This is a genomic window from Mesorhizobium sp. GbtcB19 (assembly GCF_019091085.1).
In the GTDB taxonomy this organism is placed as follows: Bacteria; Pseudomonadota; Alphaproteobacteria; order Rhizobiales; family Rhizobiaceae; genus Mesorhizobium.
In genome coordinates, this window is sequence record NZ_JAGXJY010000028.1 from 1 (window position 1) to 15,390 (window position 15,390).

The 15,390-nt window shown below is 65.1% G+C and carries 16 protein-coding genes; 5 read left to right on the forward strand and 11 right to left on the reverse strand.

From position 1 onward, the window contains the following. Positions 1-109: 109 nt before the first annotated feature. On the reverse strand, positions 110-694 hold the full coding sequence (locus tag KVT37_RS33875) for an endonuclease domain-containing protein (protein WP_217578455.1): 585 nt from the start codon (positions 692-694) through the stop codon (positions 110-112). Continuing rightward, positions 597-1,016, reverse strand: coding sequence for a VOC family protein (locus KVT37_RS29025; RefSeq protein WP_217578456.1), 420 nt, complete (start codon positions 1,014-1,016; stop codon positions 597-599). The genes KVT37_RS33875 and KVT37_RS29025 overlap by 98 nt, the downstream gene beginning before the upstream one ends. A 438-nt stretch (positions 1,017-1,454) precedes the next feature. On the opposite strand from KVT37_RS29025, the gene KVT37_RS29030 reads away from it, so the two are divergent. Further along, on the forward strand, positions 1,455-2,663 hold the full coding sequence (locus KVT37_RS29030; RefSeq protein WP_217578457.1) for an MFS transporter: 1,209 nt from the start codon (positions 1,455-1,457) through the stop codon (positions 2,661-2,663). A 160-nt stretch (positions 2,664-2,823) separates the two neighbouring features. Then, the gene (locus tag KVT37_RS29035; protein ID WP_217578458.1) at positions 2,824-3,459 is read left to right on the forward strand and encodes an ankyrin repeat domain-containing protein; all 636 of its coding nucleotides are present in this window, start codon (positions 2,824-2,826) and stop codon (positions 3,457-3,459) included. A 24-nt stretch (positions 3,460-3,483) separates the two neighbouring features. On the opposite strand, the gene KVT37_RS29040 is transcribed toward KVT37_RS29035, so the two are convergent. Both KVT37_RS29040 and KVT37_RS29045 read right to left on the reverse strand, forming a co-directional pair. After that, positions 3,484-4,038 (reverse strand): hypothetical protein, encoded by a 555-nt coding sequence (locus KVT37_RS29040; RefSeq protein WP_217578459.1) that lies wholly within the window; start codon positions 4,036-4,038, stop codon positions 3,484-3,486. A gap of 63 nt (positions 4,039-4,101) precedes the next feature. Continuing rightward, positions 4,102-6,396, reverse strand: coding sequence for a cation:proton antiporter (locus KVT37_RS29045; protein WP_217578500.1), 2,295 nt, complete (start codon positions 6,394-6,396; stop codon positions 4,102-4,104). A 388-nt stretch (positions 6,397-6,784) separates the two neighbouring features. Between KVT37_RS29045 and KVT37_RS29050 the strand changes: the two genes are divergently transcribed. Both KVT37_RS29050 and KVT37_RS29055 read left to right on the forward strand, forming a co-directional pair. Further along, on the forward strand, positions 6,785-6,991 hold the full coding sequence (locus tag KVT37_RS29050) for a hypothetical protein (RefSeq protein ID WP_217578460.1): 207 nt from the start codon (positions 6,785-6,787) through the stop codon (positions 6,989-6,991). Positions 6,992-7,269: 278 nt separating this feature from the next. Continuing rightward, on the forward strand, positions 7,270-7,899 hold the full coding sequence (locus tag KVT37_RS29055) for a DUF2270 domain-containing protein (RefSeq protein ID WP_254634332.1): 630 nt from the start codon (positions 7,270-7,272) through the stop codon (positions 7,897-7,899). A 17-nt stretch (positions 7,900-7,916) separates the two neighbouring features. Here KVT37_RS29055 and KVT37_RS29060 read toward each other — a convergent pair whose 3' ends face one another. The 5 genes from KVT37_RS29060 to KVT37_RS29080 form a co-directional block, all read right to left on the reverse strand. Then, positions 7,917-9,302, reverse strand: a complete 1,386-nt coding sequence (locus tag KVT37_RS29060; protein ID WP_217578462.1) for an amidase — start codon at positions 9,300-9,302, stop codon at positions 7,917-7,919. A 100-nt stretch (positions 9,303-9,402) separates the two neighbouring features. Beyond that, positions 9,403-9,852: a carboxymuconolactone decarboxylase family protein gene (locus KVT37_RS29065; RefSeq protein ID WP_254634328.1), complete on the reverse strand. Its 450-nt coding sequence runs from the start codon at positions 9,850-9,852 to the stop codon at positions 9,403-9,405. Between the two features lie 109 nt (positions 9,853-9,961). Continuing rightward, complete coding sequence (locus KVT37_RS29070) at positions 9,962-10,927, reverse strand: RNA polymerase sigma factor (protein ID WP_217578463.1); 966 nt, start codon at positions 10,925-10,927, stop codon at positions 9,962-9,964. A gap of 195 nt (positions 10,928-11,122) precedes the next feature. After that, the gene (locus KVT37_RS29075; protein WP_217578464.1) at positions 11,123-11,725 is read right to left on the reverse strand and encodes a sulfotransferase family protein; all 603 of its coding nucleotides are present in this window, start codon (positions 11,723-11,725) and stop codon (positions 11,123-11,125) included. A gap of 40 nt (positions 11,726-11,765) precedes the next feature. Then, positions 11,766-12,662 carry a VOC family protein gene (locus KVT37_RS29080; protein WP_217578465.1) on the reverse strand — a complete coding sequence of 299 codons (897 nt, stop codon included), beginning with the start codon at positions 12,660-12,662 and terminating at the stop codon, positions 11,766-11,768. A gap of 147 nt (positions 12,663-12,809) precedes the next feature. Between KVT37_RS29080 and KVT37_RS29085 the strand changes: the two genes are divergently transcribed. Next, positions 12,810-13,109, forward strand: a complete 300-nt coding sequence (locus KVT37_RS29085) for a hypothetical protein (RefSeq protein ID WP_217578466.1) — start codon at positions 12,810-12,812, stop codon at positions 13,107-13,109. A gap of 174 nt (positions 13,110-13,283) precedes the next feature. Here the strand turns inward: KVT37_RS29085 and KVT37_RS29090 are convergent, their stop codons facing one another. Both KVT37_RS29090 and KVT37_RS29095 read right to left on the reverse strand, forming a co-directional pair. Beyond that, positions 13,284-14,246, reverse strand: coding sequence for a substrate-binding domain-containing protein (locus KVT37_RS29090; RefSeq protein ID WP_217578467.1), 963 nt, complete (start codon positions 14,244-14,246; stop codon positions 13,284-13,286). A gap of 131 nt (positions 14,247-14,377) precedes the next feature. Then, positions 14,378-15,388, reverse strand: a complete 1,011-nt coding sequence (locus KVT37_RS29095; protein WP_217578468.1) for a sterol desaturase family protein — start codon at positions 15,386-15,388, stop codon at positions 14,378-14,380. Positions 15,389-15,390 lie beyond the last annotated feature (2 nt).

The following is a 15,390-nucleotide window of genomic DNA, read 5'->3' on the forward strand; positions in this document are numbered from 1 at the left end:
AAGAAATGCGCATGGAACGACGACTACCTAATCCAGGCCCTGACCCATATGCGATAGCCCTGCCCTTGCGGGGGAGAAAGCGATTTCAACATCTTAGCGAAGCTAAGTGTTAGAAATCGCAAGAGAGGGGATTTGCTGGGGAACTCCCATTTCGGACTTCGACGAGGATCGCAAGGCACACACTGTCGATATTGCGCTCCACCTCGTCATTCCAGAAACGCAGCGTCTTAAATCCCTTCATCGCAAAATGCCGGTCTCGCTCAGCATCTCGTTGCGACTGCGAATGTTGGCCGCCATCGACTTCGACGATCAGCCGCATTTCGAAGCAGATGAAGTCGAGGATGTAACCGTCGAGCGGCACCTGCCTTTTGAATTTCAAGCCTTCGAGCTGCCGATTGCGCAACGCTTGCCAGAGCATGTTCTCGGCTCTCGTAGCATCGGCACGCATGTTTCTTGCGAAGCTACGGTGTGATGGGGAACTTGTTGGCGCATGCGCGTGAATATCCCCTCTCTTGCGATTTCTAACACTTAGCTTCGCTAAGATGTTGAAATCGCTTTCTCCCCCGCAAGGGGGAGATAAGGCGTGGCACCGCTCCCTAGAAACTGATCTCCACCGCCGCCGCGCTGCGCTTCGCTTCGCCGTGGAACACGGCCTCGATGTTGTTGCCGTCGGGGTCGAGCAGGAAGCAGGCATAGTAGCCGGGGTGGTAACGGCGCTCGCCCGGCGCGCCATTGTCCTTGCCGCCGGCGGCAAGGCCTGCCTGGTAGAAGGCATCGACCATAGCGCGGTCCTTGGCCTGGAAGGCGAGATGGTGGCGGCCAGTGAGCACGCCGAGCGCGGCGCGGCTGTCGGCGCTGGAGATGAACAATTCGTCGGCCCAGAAATAGTCCTGCGCCTCGCCGCCGATCGGGATGCCCAGCACCTCGAACAGGGCGCCGTAAAAACGCCGGCTGGCCTGGAGGTCGCACACCACGAGCTGGATATGGTCAATGAGCCGGCCGCGATAGAGTTCCATGGGGTGCTCCTGGTTGAGGAGTTCAGTCTAGATGGGAGCGGTGCGCGGTCAATGTGGGGCCTTGCAGGCTGCTGACAGTTGGAGACGCCGGCGGGACAGCGCCCCCCTCTGTCCTGCCGGACATCTCCCCCACTTGGGGGGAGATCAGATGTCGCGTCCGCTTTCGCCAATCACTTACGCTGCAGGAGAAGCGCCAGCGCGCGAACCTCCGATCTCCCCCTTGTGGGGGAGATGTCCGGCAGGACAGAGGGGGCGCCGTAGAGTGCTGCCCCTCACGCGATCGGTGATCGCTGGCCCCCAAAAAAATCCGGATAAAAAATGCAACCAGATTGTAGGATCGGTTCCCGGCCCGGCGTCCTCCGGACGCAAGCGGCCCGGTGGAAACTGGAAAAACCGTGCCGCATCAAACAGGATGCCTTACGGCATGGGAGAATAATCATGAACCATTCCTATCGTTGGGTAATCGTCGCGGCCGGCGCGCTGATGACCTGCGTGGCGCTCGGCGCCATGTTTTCGCTGGCGATCTTTCTGGAACCGATGTCGCTCGACACCAGCTGGTCGCGCACCGGCATTTCCAGCGCCATGACCTTGAACTTCCTGGTGATGGGCCTCGGCGGCTTCGCCTGGGGCGCGATCTATGACCGGGTCGGGGCGCGGCCCGTCGTGCTTGCGGGCGCGGTGTTGCTCGGCCTGTCGCTGGTGGTGGCGAGCCGCGCCACCTCGCTTCTGGTCTTCCAGCTGAGCTATGGCGTCATCGTCGGCCTGGCGGCCAGCGCCTTCTTCGCGCCGATGATCGCGCTCACCACCGCCTGGTTCGACACCAACCGCAGCCTCGCCGTCTCGCTGGTCTCGGCCGGCATGGGCGTGGCGCCAATGACCATCTCGCCCTTCGCGCGCTGGCTGATCACGGCCTATGACTGGCGCACCGCCATGTTCGATATCGGCGTCATGGCCTGGGTGCTGCTGCTGCCCGCAGTCTTCCTGGTGCGCCAGCCGCCGGCGGCGGCCGCGGCAAGCGACGGCACGCCGGCGCCCGTCACCGACGATCCCGGCATGAGCGTCGGCCAGGCGCTGCGCTCACCGCAATTCATCGTGCTGGGCTTGACCTTCTTTGCCTGCTGCGCGGCGCATTCGGGGCCGATCTTCCACATGGTGAGCTATGCCATGTCGTGCGGCGTGGCGCCGATGGCGGCGGTGTCGATCTACAGCGTCGAGGGGCTGGCCGGTCTCGGCGGGCGCGTGCTCTATGGCGTGCTCGGCGACCGGCTTGGCGTCAAGCCGGTGCTGGTCACCGGGCTCGCCATCCAGGGGCTGGTGATCGCTGCTTACCTGACCGTCGGCCAGCTCGAGCAGTTCTACCTTCTGGCCGTCATCTTCGGCGCCACCTATGGCGGCGTGATGCCGCTCTACGCGGTGCTGGCGCGCGAATATTTCGGCCTGCGCATCATCGGCACGATCCTCGGCGCGGCCACGATGCTTTCCAGCCTCGGCATGTCGCTCGGGCCGCTTGCCGGCGGCATGATCTATGACGCCACCGCCAGCTATCACTGGCTGTTCATCGGCTCGGCGCTGATTGGTCTCGGCGCGGCCGGCATCGCCATCGCCTTCCCGCCCCAGCCAAGCCGGCAGAAGCTGCAGATGGCCTAAGCGTTGACGACATTCCGGCGGTTCCCAGCCTGCGGGACCGCCGGCCGGTCGCGCGAAATCCATTTGCGGGACGGTGGCGAGTGTGAAACTCTGAGCCGACACGCTGCATCTGAATTGCCGGCTCCATGCTGGCGCGATCCGTGGTCCGGAGGGCATCGCAGTGGCCGCAGGCCTGGAAGCCGACGACGCCAGAGGCTGGTCTGACCTGCTGCTCGCAGCCGAGAAAGGCGACGCCGAGACGGTACGCGCCGAACTCGCGGCGGGGGCGGACATCAACCAGACCGATGAAGGCGGCTGGTCGGCGCTGCATCTTGCCGCCCACAATGACCGCATGGCGGTGCTGGAAACCTTGATCGCCGAGCCGGCTATCGACGTCAATTCCAGGAACAAATGGAAGAGCACGCCCTTGAGCCTGGCGTCGGCCAAGGGCCATTACGACTGCATCCAGGCGCTGGTGCGACATCCTCAGATCGATATCGATGCGCGCGCCGACTATTATGGCAGGACGGCGTTGATCGAAGCGGCAAGGAACGGACATCTCGATGCCGTCGCGCTGCTGGTCGAGCATGGCGCGGACGTCAATGCGGCCGACAAGACAGGGCGAAACAGCGCCCTCATCGAAGCCATCAAGGGGCGGCACTTCGCGGTTGCGCAGTATCTGCTCGAGACCAGGAAGGTGAACTTCCTCAACAAGGACATGCGGCTCAACGCGCTGATCTGGGCCGGCAGCACTCGCAACCCAGAACTCATCGAGAAACTCGACGCCGCTATCCATGCGTTTTTCGAAGGCAAGTGACGGGAGAGCTGCCGTGCTTCGGCTTCAGCTCACAATCTTCTCGACAACCCAGCGGTGCTTACCGATCTTGCGGGCGCGCCGAAAACCCTGGCGTTTGAACATTGCCAGCGTGCCGTTGTGCAGGAAGGCGCCGGCGACGCTGCGACCTGCCGTGTCCTCGGGATAGCTCTCCACCACACCGCCGCCGAGCCGGGCGATCTCGGCCAATGCGCCGCCAAGTGCCGCAGCGGCCACACCCTCGCCGCGGCGTCCCTTGTCGATGAAGAAGCAGGTGATGCGCCAGTCGGGCAGCACCGCCAGCCCCTCGCGATAGGCGCGCTGGTGCTTGATGCGCGGCAGTTCGTCGGTCGGCCCAAACTGGCACCAGCCGACGCAGGCCGAACCGTCGAAGACGAGCGCGGCATGCGTGCAGCCTTCGCGCACCCGCGCCTCCTTGGCGTCGCGGTTACCCACCGCGCCCGTGCCCTTGGCGTGGAAGGCCATGCACCAGCAGCCGCCCCACACGCCATTGTGCCGTTCGACCAACGCTGCGAAATCCGGCCAGGTGGTCATGTCGAGAGGTTTTACGCTGAAGCTCATCGGCGCCTCCTTGCGCGGCGAGGATAACCGATCCGGGCCGACTTGGTAGCGAGGACTCTCCCCTCACCCTGCGCCCGTCCCCGTGCGCACCGCCTCGCGATCATTCTCGTCGCGACGCAGCCGCTCGTCGGAGATCAGCACCACCGGGCATGGGCTGCGCCGCAGAACGGCCGTCGTCGTCTCGCCGAAGATCAGCTCTTCGCCCTGGCGCCGCGCCACGCCCATGACGATCAGCGCCGCGTTCCGCCCGGCCTGGCGGGCAATGGCATCGGCGGCGGCGGCCCTCGAGCGGATAGCGGTCTCGATCTCGACGCCATAGCGGTCGGCAAGTGCCACGATATCCTTCAGCACCGCCTCCCGGCGGCGATGCGAGACGGTGTCGCGCGGCTCCTCGCGGCCGACCCTGGCGACATAAAGCATCCTCACCGGCGCGCCGGTGACGGCGGCGATGGCCAAAGCCAGCTCGGCGCCGCGACGGGCAACGGCGGTGCCGTTGACCGGCACCAGGATCTTGCCTGAATCCGGACCGAGCCGCGGGATCTGGCGGCCGGCGGCTGCCGGTTTCAGCACCAGGCAAAGCGGCCCGTCGAACGCGCCAGCGACTTCGTTCAGCCGATGCGAGAAGGCGCCCTTGGCGGTAACGGCGCGGCCAAGGCCAACGAGCAGCATGCCGTAGCCCTTGCGCGCTTCCCTTGCGACCGCCTCGGCCGAAAGCTCCTCATGCTGGCGGCGGGTGACCGGCGCTTCACGCACCGGCGTCTCGTCGGATTTCTTGGCCGCCTCGCGGCTGTCCTCCGCACCCTTCTCGATCTCGTCCAGATGCAGCCCCTCGGTCGGCTCGGCATCGATCTCGCCGCTGGAATGCAACACCGTCGTCGGCTTGCCGGCGCCGATGACGCCGGCGAGATAGGCGGCGAAACGGCCGACGACGCCTTCGTCGACCACCACCAGAAGCCGCTCCAGATTGGCGACGAAGCCGCGCTGGTCGACCTCCTCGCGCTCCAGGCGCTTCTTCTCGTTCTCGCCCATCGGCAGGCGGCGCAGCGCCCAGCGCAATGTCGGCGGCATGGCCAAAGTGGTGATGACGGCCATGGTGAGGATCATGGTGAAGAGATTGTGCGACAGCACGCCCATCGACAGGCCGATGGAGGCGACGATGACTTCCGTGGAGCCACGCGCGTTCATGCCGCAGCCGACCGCGATGCCTTCGGCGCGGCTCATGCCGGCGACCTCGGCGCCGATGAAGGCGCCACCGAACTTGCCGATCGAGGCAATCACCACCAGCGCCACGGTGAGCAGCGCGAGCTGAGGGTCGATCAGCACGGTGAGATCGGCCGACAGGCCGGCGACGCCGAAGAACACCGGCATGAACAGCGCGGTGATGACGCCCCGCAACTGCCCTTCGATATGGCGCGACAGGATCGGCGATTCACCCACCAATATGCCGGCGACGAAGGCGCCGAGCACGGTGTGGACGCCGATCAGGTCGGTGATCAACGCCATGGCGCCCATGATGGCGAGGATGACGGTGACGACCGCATATTCGGAGCGGAAGGTGTCGTTGGTCCAGCGGATGGCATCGAAGACGATGCGGCGTCCGAGCGTGAAGGAAAACGCCATGAAGGCGGCGACGCCGAGGATGGTGAAGGCCAGGCTGCCGATCTCGATCCGGCCCTTGGTGGCAATGCCGATGGTGATGGCGATGACCACCCAGCCGATCGTATCCTCGATGATGGCGGAGGAGACGATCACCTGGCCGAGGTCGCGGCGCATGAAGTTCATGTCGCGCACCACCATGGCGACGATCTTGACCGAGGAGATGGAAAGCGCGGTGCCGAGGAACAGCCCGGCGACGATGCGCTCGCTGCCGGCGGCAAGCAACGTATCGGGCATGAACTGCGCGGCGATGAAGCCAAGCGCGAAGGGCACCGCCACGCCGGTGGCCGAGATCGAAAAACAGGCGCGGCCGACGCGGCGCACGAGCCTCAGATCCGTCTCCATGCCGGTGAGCAGGAGCAGCATCAGAACGCCGAGCTGGGCGACGGCGTTGATCATCGATTTCTGCGTGGCGTCGCCGGCAAAGACCAGTCGCTCGGCCGCCGGCCAGACCCAGCCGAGCAAAGAAGGCCCGAGCAGGATGCCGCCGATCAGTTGCCCCATCACCGCCGGCTGCCCAAGCGTCTCCAGCACTTCGCCGATGCCGCGGCCAACGACCAGAAGCAGGACCAGCTCGGCGACGAAGATGCCTTCCGAGGACATGCCGGTTTTCTCGGCGGCGAAGGCGACGGCGGGCATGAGCAGAAGCGCGATGGCGGCAAGCGCGACCCAGACCGGCAGCGACCGTCGCCGCTTGAGCATGAAAGGCAAGGCTTGCACCCCTCGGTTTTGTTCGCTCATAACGGTTTGGCGCGGGGTTCGGTTGCAGGGCGGCGAAACTGCCAATCTCCCCCCTTGTGGGGGAGATGTCCGGCAGGACAGAGGGGGGCGCGAAGGATCGCTGCTTCTCAGCGAAAAGCGTCAATATCTGCGGTCGAGTATCGGACACATGGCAACAAGACATGGCAGAACTTGGCGCTCTACGGCGCCCCCCTCTGCCCTGCCGGGCATCTCCCCCACGAGGGGGGAGATTGGCAGTTCCAGCGCCTCGCACCTCTACAATTCTAATCAAATGCAACCGCTGATCTTTGCTTCCCGGTAAAGCGACTCGACGATGTTGGCCGCGTGGCGGGGCAATAAGGAGAAGCTAATGAAAAGCGACTTTGCCGCCGCCCACCTGCACCTCGACAGGGCGTGCCATTACCTGCGCGGCGACGATGAGACGAGCCGCGCGGCACTGGCGGCGCTCGACCTTGTGATCGAGGCGGTGGCGGCAGCCCAGCATGCCAGGCCGATCGCCGACGTGCTACCCTTTCCGCGGCGCGTCAATGGCAGTCGGCCGCCGCTTGCATCCTAACTTATCCGCCTGAAAAGGCGGAAACATTTTGGCCGGCCGCACGTTGTGATATACAGGGTGTGGCCGGCCTGTTCTTTAAGTCGGGGCGCGGCCGGCCATGGCGGCGGGAGGCGCATGGCACAATGTCCCAGACGAAGGCCGCAAGCTCCACCGACGCGGCTAGGTCGCCGAAATCCACCGAGGCGGCCGCGCCGGCAACGTCAACCGAGAAAGCGGCGCCGCCGCGCGCTTCCGACACGTTCGCGCTGAAGCTCACCTCCTCCGAATTCGCAACGACAATGTCGCATTTCCACCGCGCCGAGATCGCGCGCATGGCCGGCTGGCGCGACCGGCTCGACCGGACAAGCAACTGGGCGATCACCGTGGTGGCGGCGATGCTGTCGGTGTCGCTGTCGACGCCGAGCGCCCATCACGGCGTGCTGCTCTTCGCCATGCTTTTGATCACGCTTTTGCTGTGGATCGAAGCGCGGCGCTACCGCTTCTTCGACGTCTACCGCACAAGGGTGCGGCAGTTCGAGCGTTACTACTTCGCGCAGATTTTTTCGCCGCAGCCCGACTACGCCTCCAATTGGCTGGCCATCGTCGGTGAAGGCCTGCGCTCGCCGCGCTTCCACATCTCGCAGCGCTCGGCGCTCATCAGGCGGCTGCGCCGCAATTACATCTTCATGTACACGATCCTGATGCTCGCCTGGGTGTTGAAGATCACGACGCCCAGCCTGGCGCGCGACGGTGCCCCCATCGGCTTCAGCGCCTCGCTGCTCGACACGTTCCGGGTGGCGACGCTCGGCCCTATCCCCGGCGTCGCGGTGGTGTGCGGGGTCGCGGTCTTTTATCTCGCGATGCTGGCCGCTTCATTTTTTATCCGCGATGAGGATGCCGAGCTTTCCTTCGGCGACGTGCATGTGTGATTGGCCGCGCGGCGCGATCACAGTCCCGGCGGCCTGACAAATCCATCGGTCAGCCGCGCCAGAGCCTTGGCGGCGGCGAGCAACTTCATGTCCGAATGGCGGCGGCCGACGAGCTGGGCGCCGATCGGCAAGCCTTCGCGATCGAGGCCGATCGGAATAACGACGGCCGGATGACCCGTCAGATTGAAGCGGCAGACGTGACTGAGCGCGCTCCAATAGGACGTCTCGACACCATCGACCGGGATCGGCATTCCCATCTCCCGGTGGCGGAAGGCGGTGCACATCATCGCCGGACAGACGAGCACGTCCCAGTCGCCGAAGAAGCGCTCCCAGGCATAGATGAATTCGTCGCGCTGATTGAGCGCCTCAAGATAGGTCGACAGCGTGGGAGAGTTTTCCCGCGGCGGCTGGAAGGCCTGCGAATACCAGGTGATGAAATCCGAAAACAGCGCCCGCTCGGCGGCGAAGTCGTGCGACGGCAACGCGTGGCCTACCTGCGCGCCGCCGACGTCGATGGCGACGGCAAAACCGGCGATCGCGTCGGCGATGTCACGGGCGGTCGGCACGCCCGGAAATTCCGGCGCGAAGGCAACGCGCAGCCGGGACAGCTGCGGCTCCGGTTCTTCGGCGGTCGCAACCGGGGGCACGTCCGTGTCGAGCCCGTCGGCGCCGGCGATGACGCGATGAGCAAGGATGAGATCGTCGACGGAGCGGGCCAAAGGCCCGATGTCGAACAAAAGGCGGAAGCTGCGCGGCATGTCGGGCGGATCGGCATAGCTGCCGGTGATGGGCACCGAGGATTGCGTCGGCTTGAAGCCATAGACGCCGCACAGATGCGCCGGCACGCGGATCGAGCCGCCGGCGTCGCTGCCGATATCCAGCGGCGCGAGCCCCGCGGCAACCGCCGCGGCAGCGCCGCCGCTCGAGCCTCCCGGCGTGCGGGTAACGTCCCAGGGATTGTCGGTGCGGCCAAAGATCGGGTTGAAGGTCTGCAGGTCGCGCAGCCGCGGCGGCACATTGGTCTTGCCGATGATGATCGCGCCCGCCTTGCGCAGGCGCGCGGCAATCGTGCTGTCGGTTGTCGGGACGTGATCGGCCCAGTCCGTCAGTCCGATCGTAGTGCGCATGCCGGCCGTGGCATGACCGTCCTTCAGCGTGACCGGCACACCGTGCAACGGCCCGACCGCATCGCCGCGCGCAATGGCTTCATCGGCCGCCCTGGCACCGTGGTGTGCGGCCTTTTCGTCGAGGGTGACGATGGCGTTGAGGAGCGGGTTGACGGCGGCGATCCGTTCCAACTGCGCCTCCATCGCTTCGGCCGCGCTGACCCGCCGCTCGCGGATCGCCGCCGCCAGTTGGGTCGCGGTGAGGAAGGTGGTGTCGGTGGCAAGTGTGGCGACCATTGTGTTCCTCCCTGTTTGAGGGGAGCAAAGCGCTAGGGCAGCAAGGCAATAGGGATCGGCTGTCAACGGATTTTCCCTACTGCCCTACTCCCTTACTGCCCTACTGCCCGCCCATCTCCTTCTTGAAGGTTTCGAAATCGACCTGCATGCCGTTGAAGATGGTGCTCCAGTGGCGGGTGAGCGCCGCCATGGCGACGGCTTCCTGGATCTCCTCGTCGGTGGCGCCGGCGCGCTTGGCGTCCTGGGTGTCCGACCAGATGCAGTAGTTGCAGGGGATCTGCGCCGCGACCGCCAGCGAGATCAGCGACTTGACCTTCGGCGGCAGCGCTGTCTTGTCGCTGAGTTCGATGGCCTTGACCTCGGCCCAGGCGCCGGGCAGACCGGCTTTCGGGAACTGTTTCACGAAGCTCGGCACGCCGCCCATCGTCGACTGGATGTCCTTCAGCGTCGCATCGTAGTCGTCGGCGCGGGCGAGCAACGGGGTGGCGAGCAGGGCAAGCGAGCCGACAATGACGGCGCGGCCCAATCTGACTTCGAGAAAGGCAAACATCGGGATTCCTCCTTGCTGTGGTTGACGCGCCGGCAACCGGACGCGTGACCCAAAAAGGATGATGTGGCGCATCGAAAAGTTCGCCCCGCTGGCGAACTTCACGAAGATGTCATTCCTCGAGGCGCGGTGGCCGTTCGGAGGTGTGGACGCGCATCACGCGCACCTGGCGCTCGCCATGGACCAGGACGACGGCGAAGCTCGGCGGGCAATGGAAAGGATTCTCGGGCGGATTGACGAAGTCCGCCTCGAGCACGGTGACATTGGCACTGGCCAGCGCCCGCACCGGCTCATGGCGAACGCCTGCGCCGACATCCTCGTCGATGGCCTCGCCGAAGAGATGCCGCCCGATGCCGCGCGGCCCACCCGCGAAGGCGATGTCGAGGTCCTTGGCATAGTGCGCAAGCACACGCTCCTTACCGCCATGCTGCAGCGAGCGGTATTCCTCGGTGTAAAAAGCCAGGCGCTCCGCCACGAGCTTCTGATGTTCCCTGTCGGGCAGGCCGGCCGATGCCAGCAGCAACTCCGAAAGCCTGATCTTTGCGTCCGAAAGGCGGCTTCGCACGGTGCCCACCGGCACGCCTAGAATGGCGGCGATCTGCTCATAGCCCGGCGAGCTGCCGAAATAGCGGAGCATCACCGTGGCGCGTTGCATTTCCGGCAGATGCGCCAGCGCCGCCCACACCCAGTCGCGCAGGTCGCGGCTTTCGATGCGGCTCTCAATGCGTTCCTCGTCGGCGAGCTCGCGGAAGGCGCGTTCGGTTTCGGCTGGCCCGGCGCAGGGTCGGCGCCGGCGCAGAGCCATCAGGCAGTGATTTCTCAAGATCGAATGCAGCCAGCCGCCGACGGCGGCGGGATCGCGCAGGCCGTCCAATCGCGCAAGCGCGGTAAGGAACGTGTCGTGGACCGCGTCCTCGGCATCGCCGGTGTAACCCAGCATCGACAGGGCGATGGCGTGGAGTTGCGGGCGATAGCGTTCGAACAACAGGCCGAAACCATGCGGCTCGCCAAAGCGCGCCGCCATCACCAGAGCCGCGTCGGGCTGGCCTCGACCGTGATCAAAACCGACTTGTCCCATAGCCTTATCCCCTGCCCTGATCATACCAAAAAGGACAGGATGCGGTGAGAGACCGGAAAGTTCGGATGCCTGCGTCCATCGACTTCGAGCCCGTCTAGTGCGTTTCACCGTTTCACGGAAACGGCGAAACGCCCTATCTCCTTGTTTTTACGCAATTCCGGACGGAAAACCGATCACACTTTTCCTGGAATTGCTCTAGTTCAACGACAGCGCCGTCCGAAACTCCCGCGTCGAGTTGCGGCTGGGATAGGGCTCGTCCGGCACGGGGACGCCGAGATGGGCGCAAAGCGGTGCCCAGCCGTCGCCGAGCTTGTGCACCAGCAAGCGCGGCGCCGGCACGGTGTTCAGCACCGTCTCGACATTGTCCCGGTAGACGGCGATCGCGTGGCTGCGGTCCTGCGGGCGGCCGCCGAAGACCTGTTTCGCCACGAGCGCGATGCCGAGCGATTCCTGATCCGTGCTGCCGGCGATGGCCGGCAGCAGGGTCTTTTCAAAGCTCTCCCACCAGCTTTCGGGCGAGCGCCAGGTGAGGATGACGCGTGCCTGCGGATAGGCTTCGATCAGCTCGCGCCAATAGTGCGCCGAGGGCCAGTCGACGCAGGATTTGTATCCCGCGAAGAGCTGATCCCAGTCGGGCGCATCACCGCTGGCCAGCGCCCGCCACAGCCGCTTCTGCCTGGCGTGCGCCGTCACTTCCGACATGTGGTGGCAAGGACCGAAGCCGAGCATGGTCAGCGCCTCGCGCATCGAATCCGTGCCGGTCCGGCCGAAGCCGGTTCCAATCACCATCAGCGACATTTTCCCCTCCTCCAATTCTCCCGTCTTGAAGCGGTCGCGGTCAATCGCCCTGGACCACGAGCCGCAAGCGGTTGCCCTCTGGATCGGCGGTCGAGATCACCCCGCCGTCCCTTTTCGCTGGTATGTCTGCCGCTTCGAGCCTGCGCTCCGCGGCGGCAAGTTCCCCCTCCGAAGCAAGCTCGATGGTGAAATGGTCGAGGCCGGCGGCACCCGGCGGCGGCTCGCGCAGTTCGTCGCGCGCCCAGATGTTGAAGGCCACCATATGCGGGCGGCGCTCGGTGCCGCAGTCGAACATGCCGAAAGTTCGGGACTGGATATGCGGCCGGAAGCCAAGCGCGCCCAGATAGAATTTCATCAGCATCTCGGGCGCGCGGGCGCGCAAATGGATGTGGCCGATGAAGGCATCCTCAGCCACCCTCGGCTCGACATGGCCGGAATTGCCGAGGTCCCGCAACAGGCCCGGGACGTCCAGCGACTCGAGCCCCGAATGCGCGCTGCCGTCGGTGGCGATCAGCGCCACGCGGCCGTTGGGCGACACTTCGCGGCGCAGCAAGCGCTCCGGCGTGTCGAAGCAGACCTCGATGCCGTTGCCGGAGGGATCGGAGACGTAGAGCGATTCCGAAACCAGGTGATCCTGGGCGCTGTATCGCAAGCCCGATGCCTTGAGCCGGGCGGCGGCGTGCGCGAGATCGCGGCGGCTGGTGACATGGATGGCGACGTGGAACAGATCGCGCGACTTCTGCGGCAGCGGCACCTCGGCGCCGGCGTGAAGCGCGATCAGCGTCCGGCCGCCGGCGCCAAGCTCCGCCAGGGCAGCGTCCTCGCCAAGCAGCGCCAACCCAAGCGTGTCGCGCCACACGCTCAAGGCCGCCGGCACGTCGGTCACCCTGAGATGGACCGGCCCGAGACGGGTCACCGGAGACAGCAATTCGTCCATCGTCGTCTGTCCGATTGCAGCCGGCGACATATTAGCTGTGAATGATATTCCTGTCGCGCTCCAAGTTCGGGTTGACCCCTCCCCGGCGGGCGGCGACTATTGCGACGGCCGGTTTTTCTGGAATTGGCTCAGGCAGGAGGAATTCGCATGGACGAGACCGAACAGTGGCGCAACATGGCGAGCGCGCCACGGGACGGCAGCCGCATCCTGGTGACGGTGCGCTCCTCCGAGCAGGGGCCGGCCGAGGTCGACATGGCCTACTGGTCGCGCGCCGACCAGTTCGGCGCGGAAGGCTGGCGGGCTTCTGACTCCTCACCCGGCCGCGTCGTCGAATATGCCGAGCCGGAGTTGAGGTGCTGGATGCCGCTGCCGACGGCGGGGCGCGGCTCGATGCCGAGCCCGTGGGAGGGCGAGGACGTGCCGCTGGTGGATGGCGAGGGGATTTAGGAGGCCTTTTCCTTCTCCCCTTGTGGGAGAAGGTGGATCGGCGCGCAGCGCCGAGACGGTTGAGGGGTGTTCCAGCGGAGTGAAACGCTGGCATTCCCTGGACCACCCCTCATCCGTCGCCTTCGGCGACACCTTCTCCCACAAGGGGAGAAGGGAAGAACGCCGACGCCGCGCTCAATTCTTATGCAAATACTCCGCCGCGTTCTGCGGCGTCACTAGCTCGAAGGGCACGTAGACCACGCGGTCCACCTTCTCGCCCTTGGCTAAGGCAAGTGCTGCATCCACCCCGCCGCCGCCCTGGCCCTTGGCGTTCTGGAACACCGTCACCGAGAGCTCGCCGGCCTGCATCGCCTGCAGGCCGTCCTGCGTGGCGTCGATGCCGCCGACCACGACGTTTTTGAGGTCGACGCCGTTGGCCTTGAGCGACAGGATGGCGCCGATGGCGGATTCGTCGTTGTTGGCGATGACGGCGTCCGGCGCCGGGCCGGCGGTCAGCCAGTTGGTCATCAGGTTCTGCGCATTGTCGCGCGACCATTCCGACGACTGCTTGTCGGTGACCTTGATGAAATTGCACATGTCGGTCGAAAAGATCTGCTCGACATCCTTGGTGCGCTGGAGCGCCGCCTGGTGCACCAGGCTGCCCATGACGATATAGGCGCTGGCGCCGGCCGACTTGCCCTTGGCGCGCAGCATTTTGCAGACCTCGAAGGCTTCCAGCGTGCCGGACTCGGTTTCGTTGGAGCCGACATAGACCTGTTTTTCCGGCAGGCTCTTCATGTCCGATGGCTCGAGGTTGACGAAGACCAGCGGGATGCCTGCCTTGGCTGCTTCCTCGCTGAGCGTCGTCGAAGCATTGGTGTCGACCAGCGTGACGATAATGGCGTCGACACCAGAGGCGATGAAGTTCTTCACCTGGTCGAGCTGCTTGGCAACGTCGTTATGCGCGTCCTCGACCTGGATGTCGGCGCCCTTCTCCTTGGCTCGGTCCTGCATGCCATGCATCAGCAGCGTCTGGAAATTGTTGTCGAAGTCGACGATCGAGACGCCGAGCTTGGCGGCGAAGGCGCTGGTTGAGACAGTCGCGAACGCGGTTGTCATAAGCGTGGCCAAAGCCGTCGAGATCAAAAATTTCTTCACGAGGTTCCTCCCTTTGCGGATGGGTGCCGGTTCACCCCGCTTTGTCTCCGGCCCTTTCGGGATTCAGGCGGATGGCCAAGGGCCATCTCGCAGGCGGATGGCCGAAGGCCATCTCGCAGGCATCTCACTTGTCACTTCGCGGCGGCGGCGTTGGCGCGCGCCTTCTTCTTTTCGTAGCGGGCATCCATACGCGCCGCGGCTTCCTTGCTGCCGTCGTGGAAGGTGCCGAACCAGCTGTCGAACGGGATGAGGCCGTCGCCGTAATTCACCTCGAAATGCTTGTGGTGGAGGTAGTGGATATAGGCGTGGCTATCGACGCTCCTGTCCTCGGTCAGCTCGACCTTGTCGAAGCCGACATGGCCGGGAATGGCGCCGAAGCCGGCATAATGGAGCTGGTAGAGCGCCAGCAGCGGGTTCGACGGGATGATCAGGTGCCAGAAGGCGACGCCGAGGTAGCCGAGCTGCTCGACGGGGTGCATCGACAGCGACGACCAGGGCGACGGGTTGACCGAATTGTGGTGCACCGAATGCACCCATCTGTAGAGCGGCCCCCAATGGATGGCGCGGTGCAGCAGGAAGAAATGCGTCTCGTGGATGACCGGCACCACCAGCGCCAGCAGGAAGAGATAGACGGGATGCTCGGCGACGGTCAGCCAAGGAACATAGCCATTGGCGTAGGCGTAGAGGATCGCCACCTCGATCGCCGTCCAGATCGGCATGCCGGTGCCGAAGGTGCGCAGCATGTTGTCGATGTTCTGGTTCTCGAAGAAGAAGGCCTTGTTCTTCTGCTCCGAGGGCCATTTGCCGTTGTATTTGAAGCGGTTGCCCTGGGCCTTCAAAATGTAGAGTCGAAGCTCGAAGGCGCCGAAGAAGACCAGCAGCGCCGCGCAGTTGACGAGAAACAGCCGCAGGATCCAGCCGACGGAGAGCGTCTTCATCGTCTCGACGTCGGGCAGCACGTAGCGCCACCAGACGACGGCCGTGAGCGCGAAGAGCAGATTATAGGGCAGGAAGTAATGCGGCAGCCATTTCAAAACCGCCAGCGGGCGTGGCGGGAAGATGAAGAGCGGCGCGGTGCCGGCCGGTTCGTTCGGGACCCAGTCGCCCCGCTTGTTGCGCGTGCCGAATTGCAAATCGTCCATGG

Bases quoted from the DNA above. Each gene is read 5' to 3' on its own strand.
- KVT37_RS29065 (WP_254634328.1), bottom strand. From the start codon at position 9,852: ATGTTTGCCTTTCTCGAAGTCAGATTGGGCCGCGCCGTCATTGTCGGC.
- KVT37_RS29040 (WP_217578459.1), bottom strand. From the start codon at position 4,038: ATGAGCTTCAGCGTAAAACCTCTCGACATGACCACCTGGCCGGATTTC.
- KVT37_RS33875 (WP_217578455.1), bottom strand. From the start codon at position 694: ATGCCTGCTTCCTGCTCGACCCCGACGGCAACAACATCGAGGCCGTGT.
- KVT37_RS29030 (WP_217578457.1), top strand. From the start codon at position 1,455: ATGAACCATTCCTATCGTTGGGTAATCGTCGCGGCCGGCGCGCTGATG.
- KVT37_RS29080 (WP_217578465.1), bottom strand. From the start codon at position 12,662: ATGGACGAATTGCTGTCTCCGGTGACCCGTCTCGGGCCGGTCCATCTC.
- KVT37_RS29025 (WP_217578456.1), bottom strand. From the start codon at position 1,016: ATGGAACTCTATCGCGGCCGGCTCATTGACCATATCCAGCTCGTGGTG.
- KVT37_RS29055 (WP_254634332.1), top strand. From the start codon at position 7,270: ATGTCGCATTTCCACCGCGCCGAGATCGCGCGCATGGCCGGCTGGCGC.
- KVT37_RS29045 (WP_217578500.1), bottom strand. From the start codon at position 6,396: ATGCTCAAGCGGCGACGGTCGCTGCCGGTCTGGGTCGCGCTTGCCGCC.
- KVT37_RS29075 (WP_217578464.1), bottom strand. From the start codon at position 11,725: ATGTCGCTGATGGTGATTGGAACCGGCTTCGGCCGGACCGGCACGGAT.
- KVT37_RS29085 (WP_217578466.1), top strand. From the start codon at position 12,810: ATGGACGAGACCGAACAGTGGCGCAACATGGCGAGCGCGCCACGGGAC.
- KVT37_RS29070 (WP_217578463.1), bottom strand. From the start codon at position 10,927: ATGGGACAAGTCGGTTTTGATCACGGTCGAGGCCAGCCCGACGCGGCT.
- KVT37_RS29095 (WP_217578468.1), bottom strand. From the start codon at position 15,388: ATGGACGATTTGCAATTCGGCACGCGCAACAAGCGGGGCGACTGGGTC.
- KVT37_RS29060 (WP_217578462.1), bottom strand. From the start codon at position 9,302: ATGGTCGCCACACTTGCCACCGACACCACCTTCCTCACCGCGACCCAA.
- KVT37_RS29050 (WP_217578460.1), top strand. From the start codon at position 6,785: ATGAAAAGCGACTTTGCCGCCGCCCACCTGCACCTCGACAGGGCGTGC.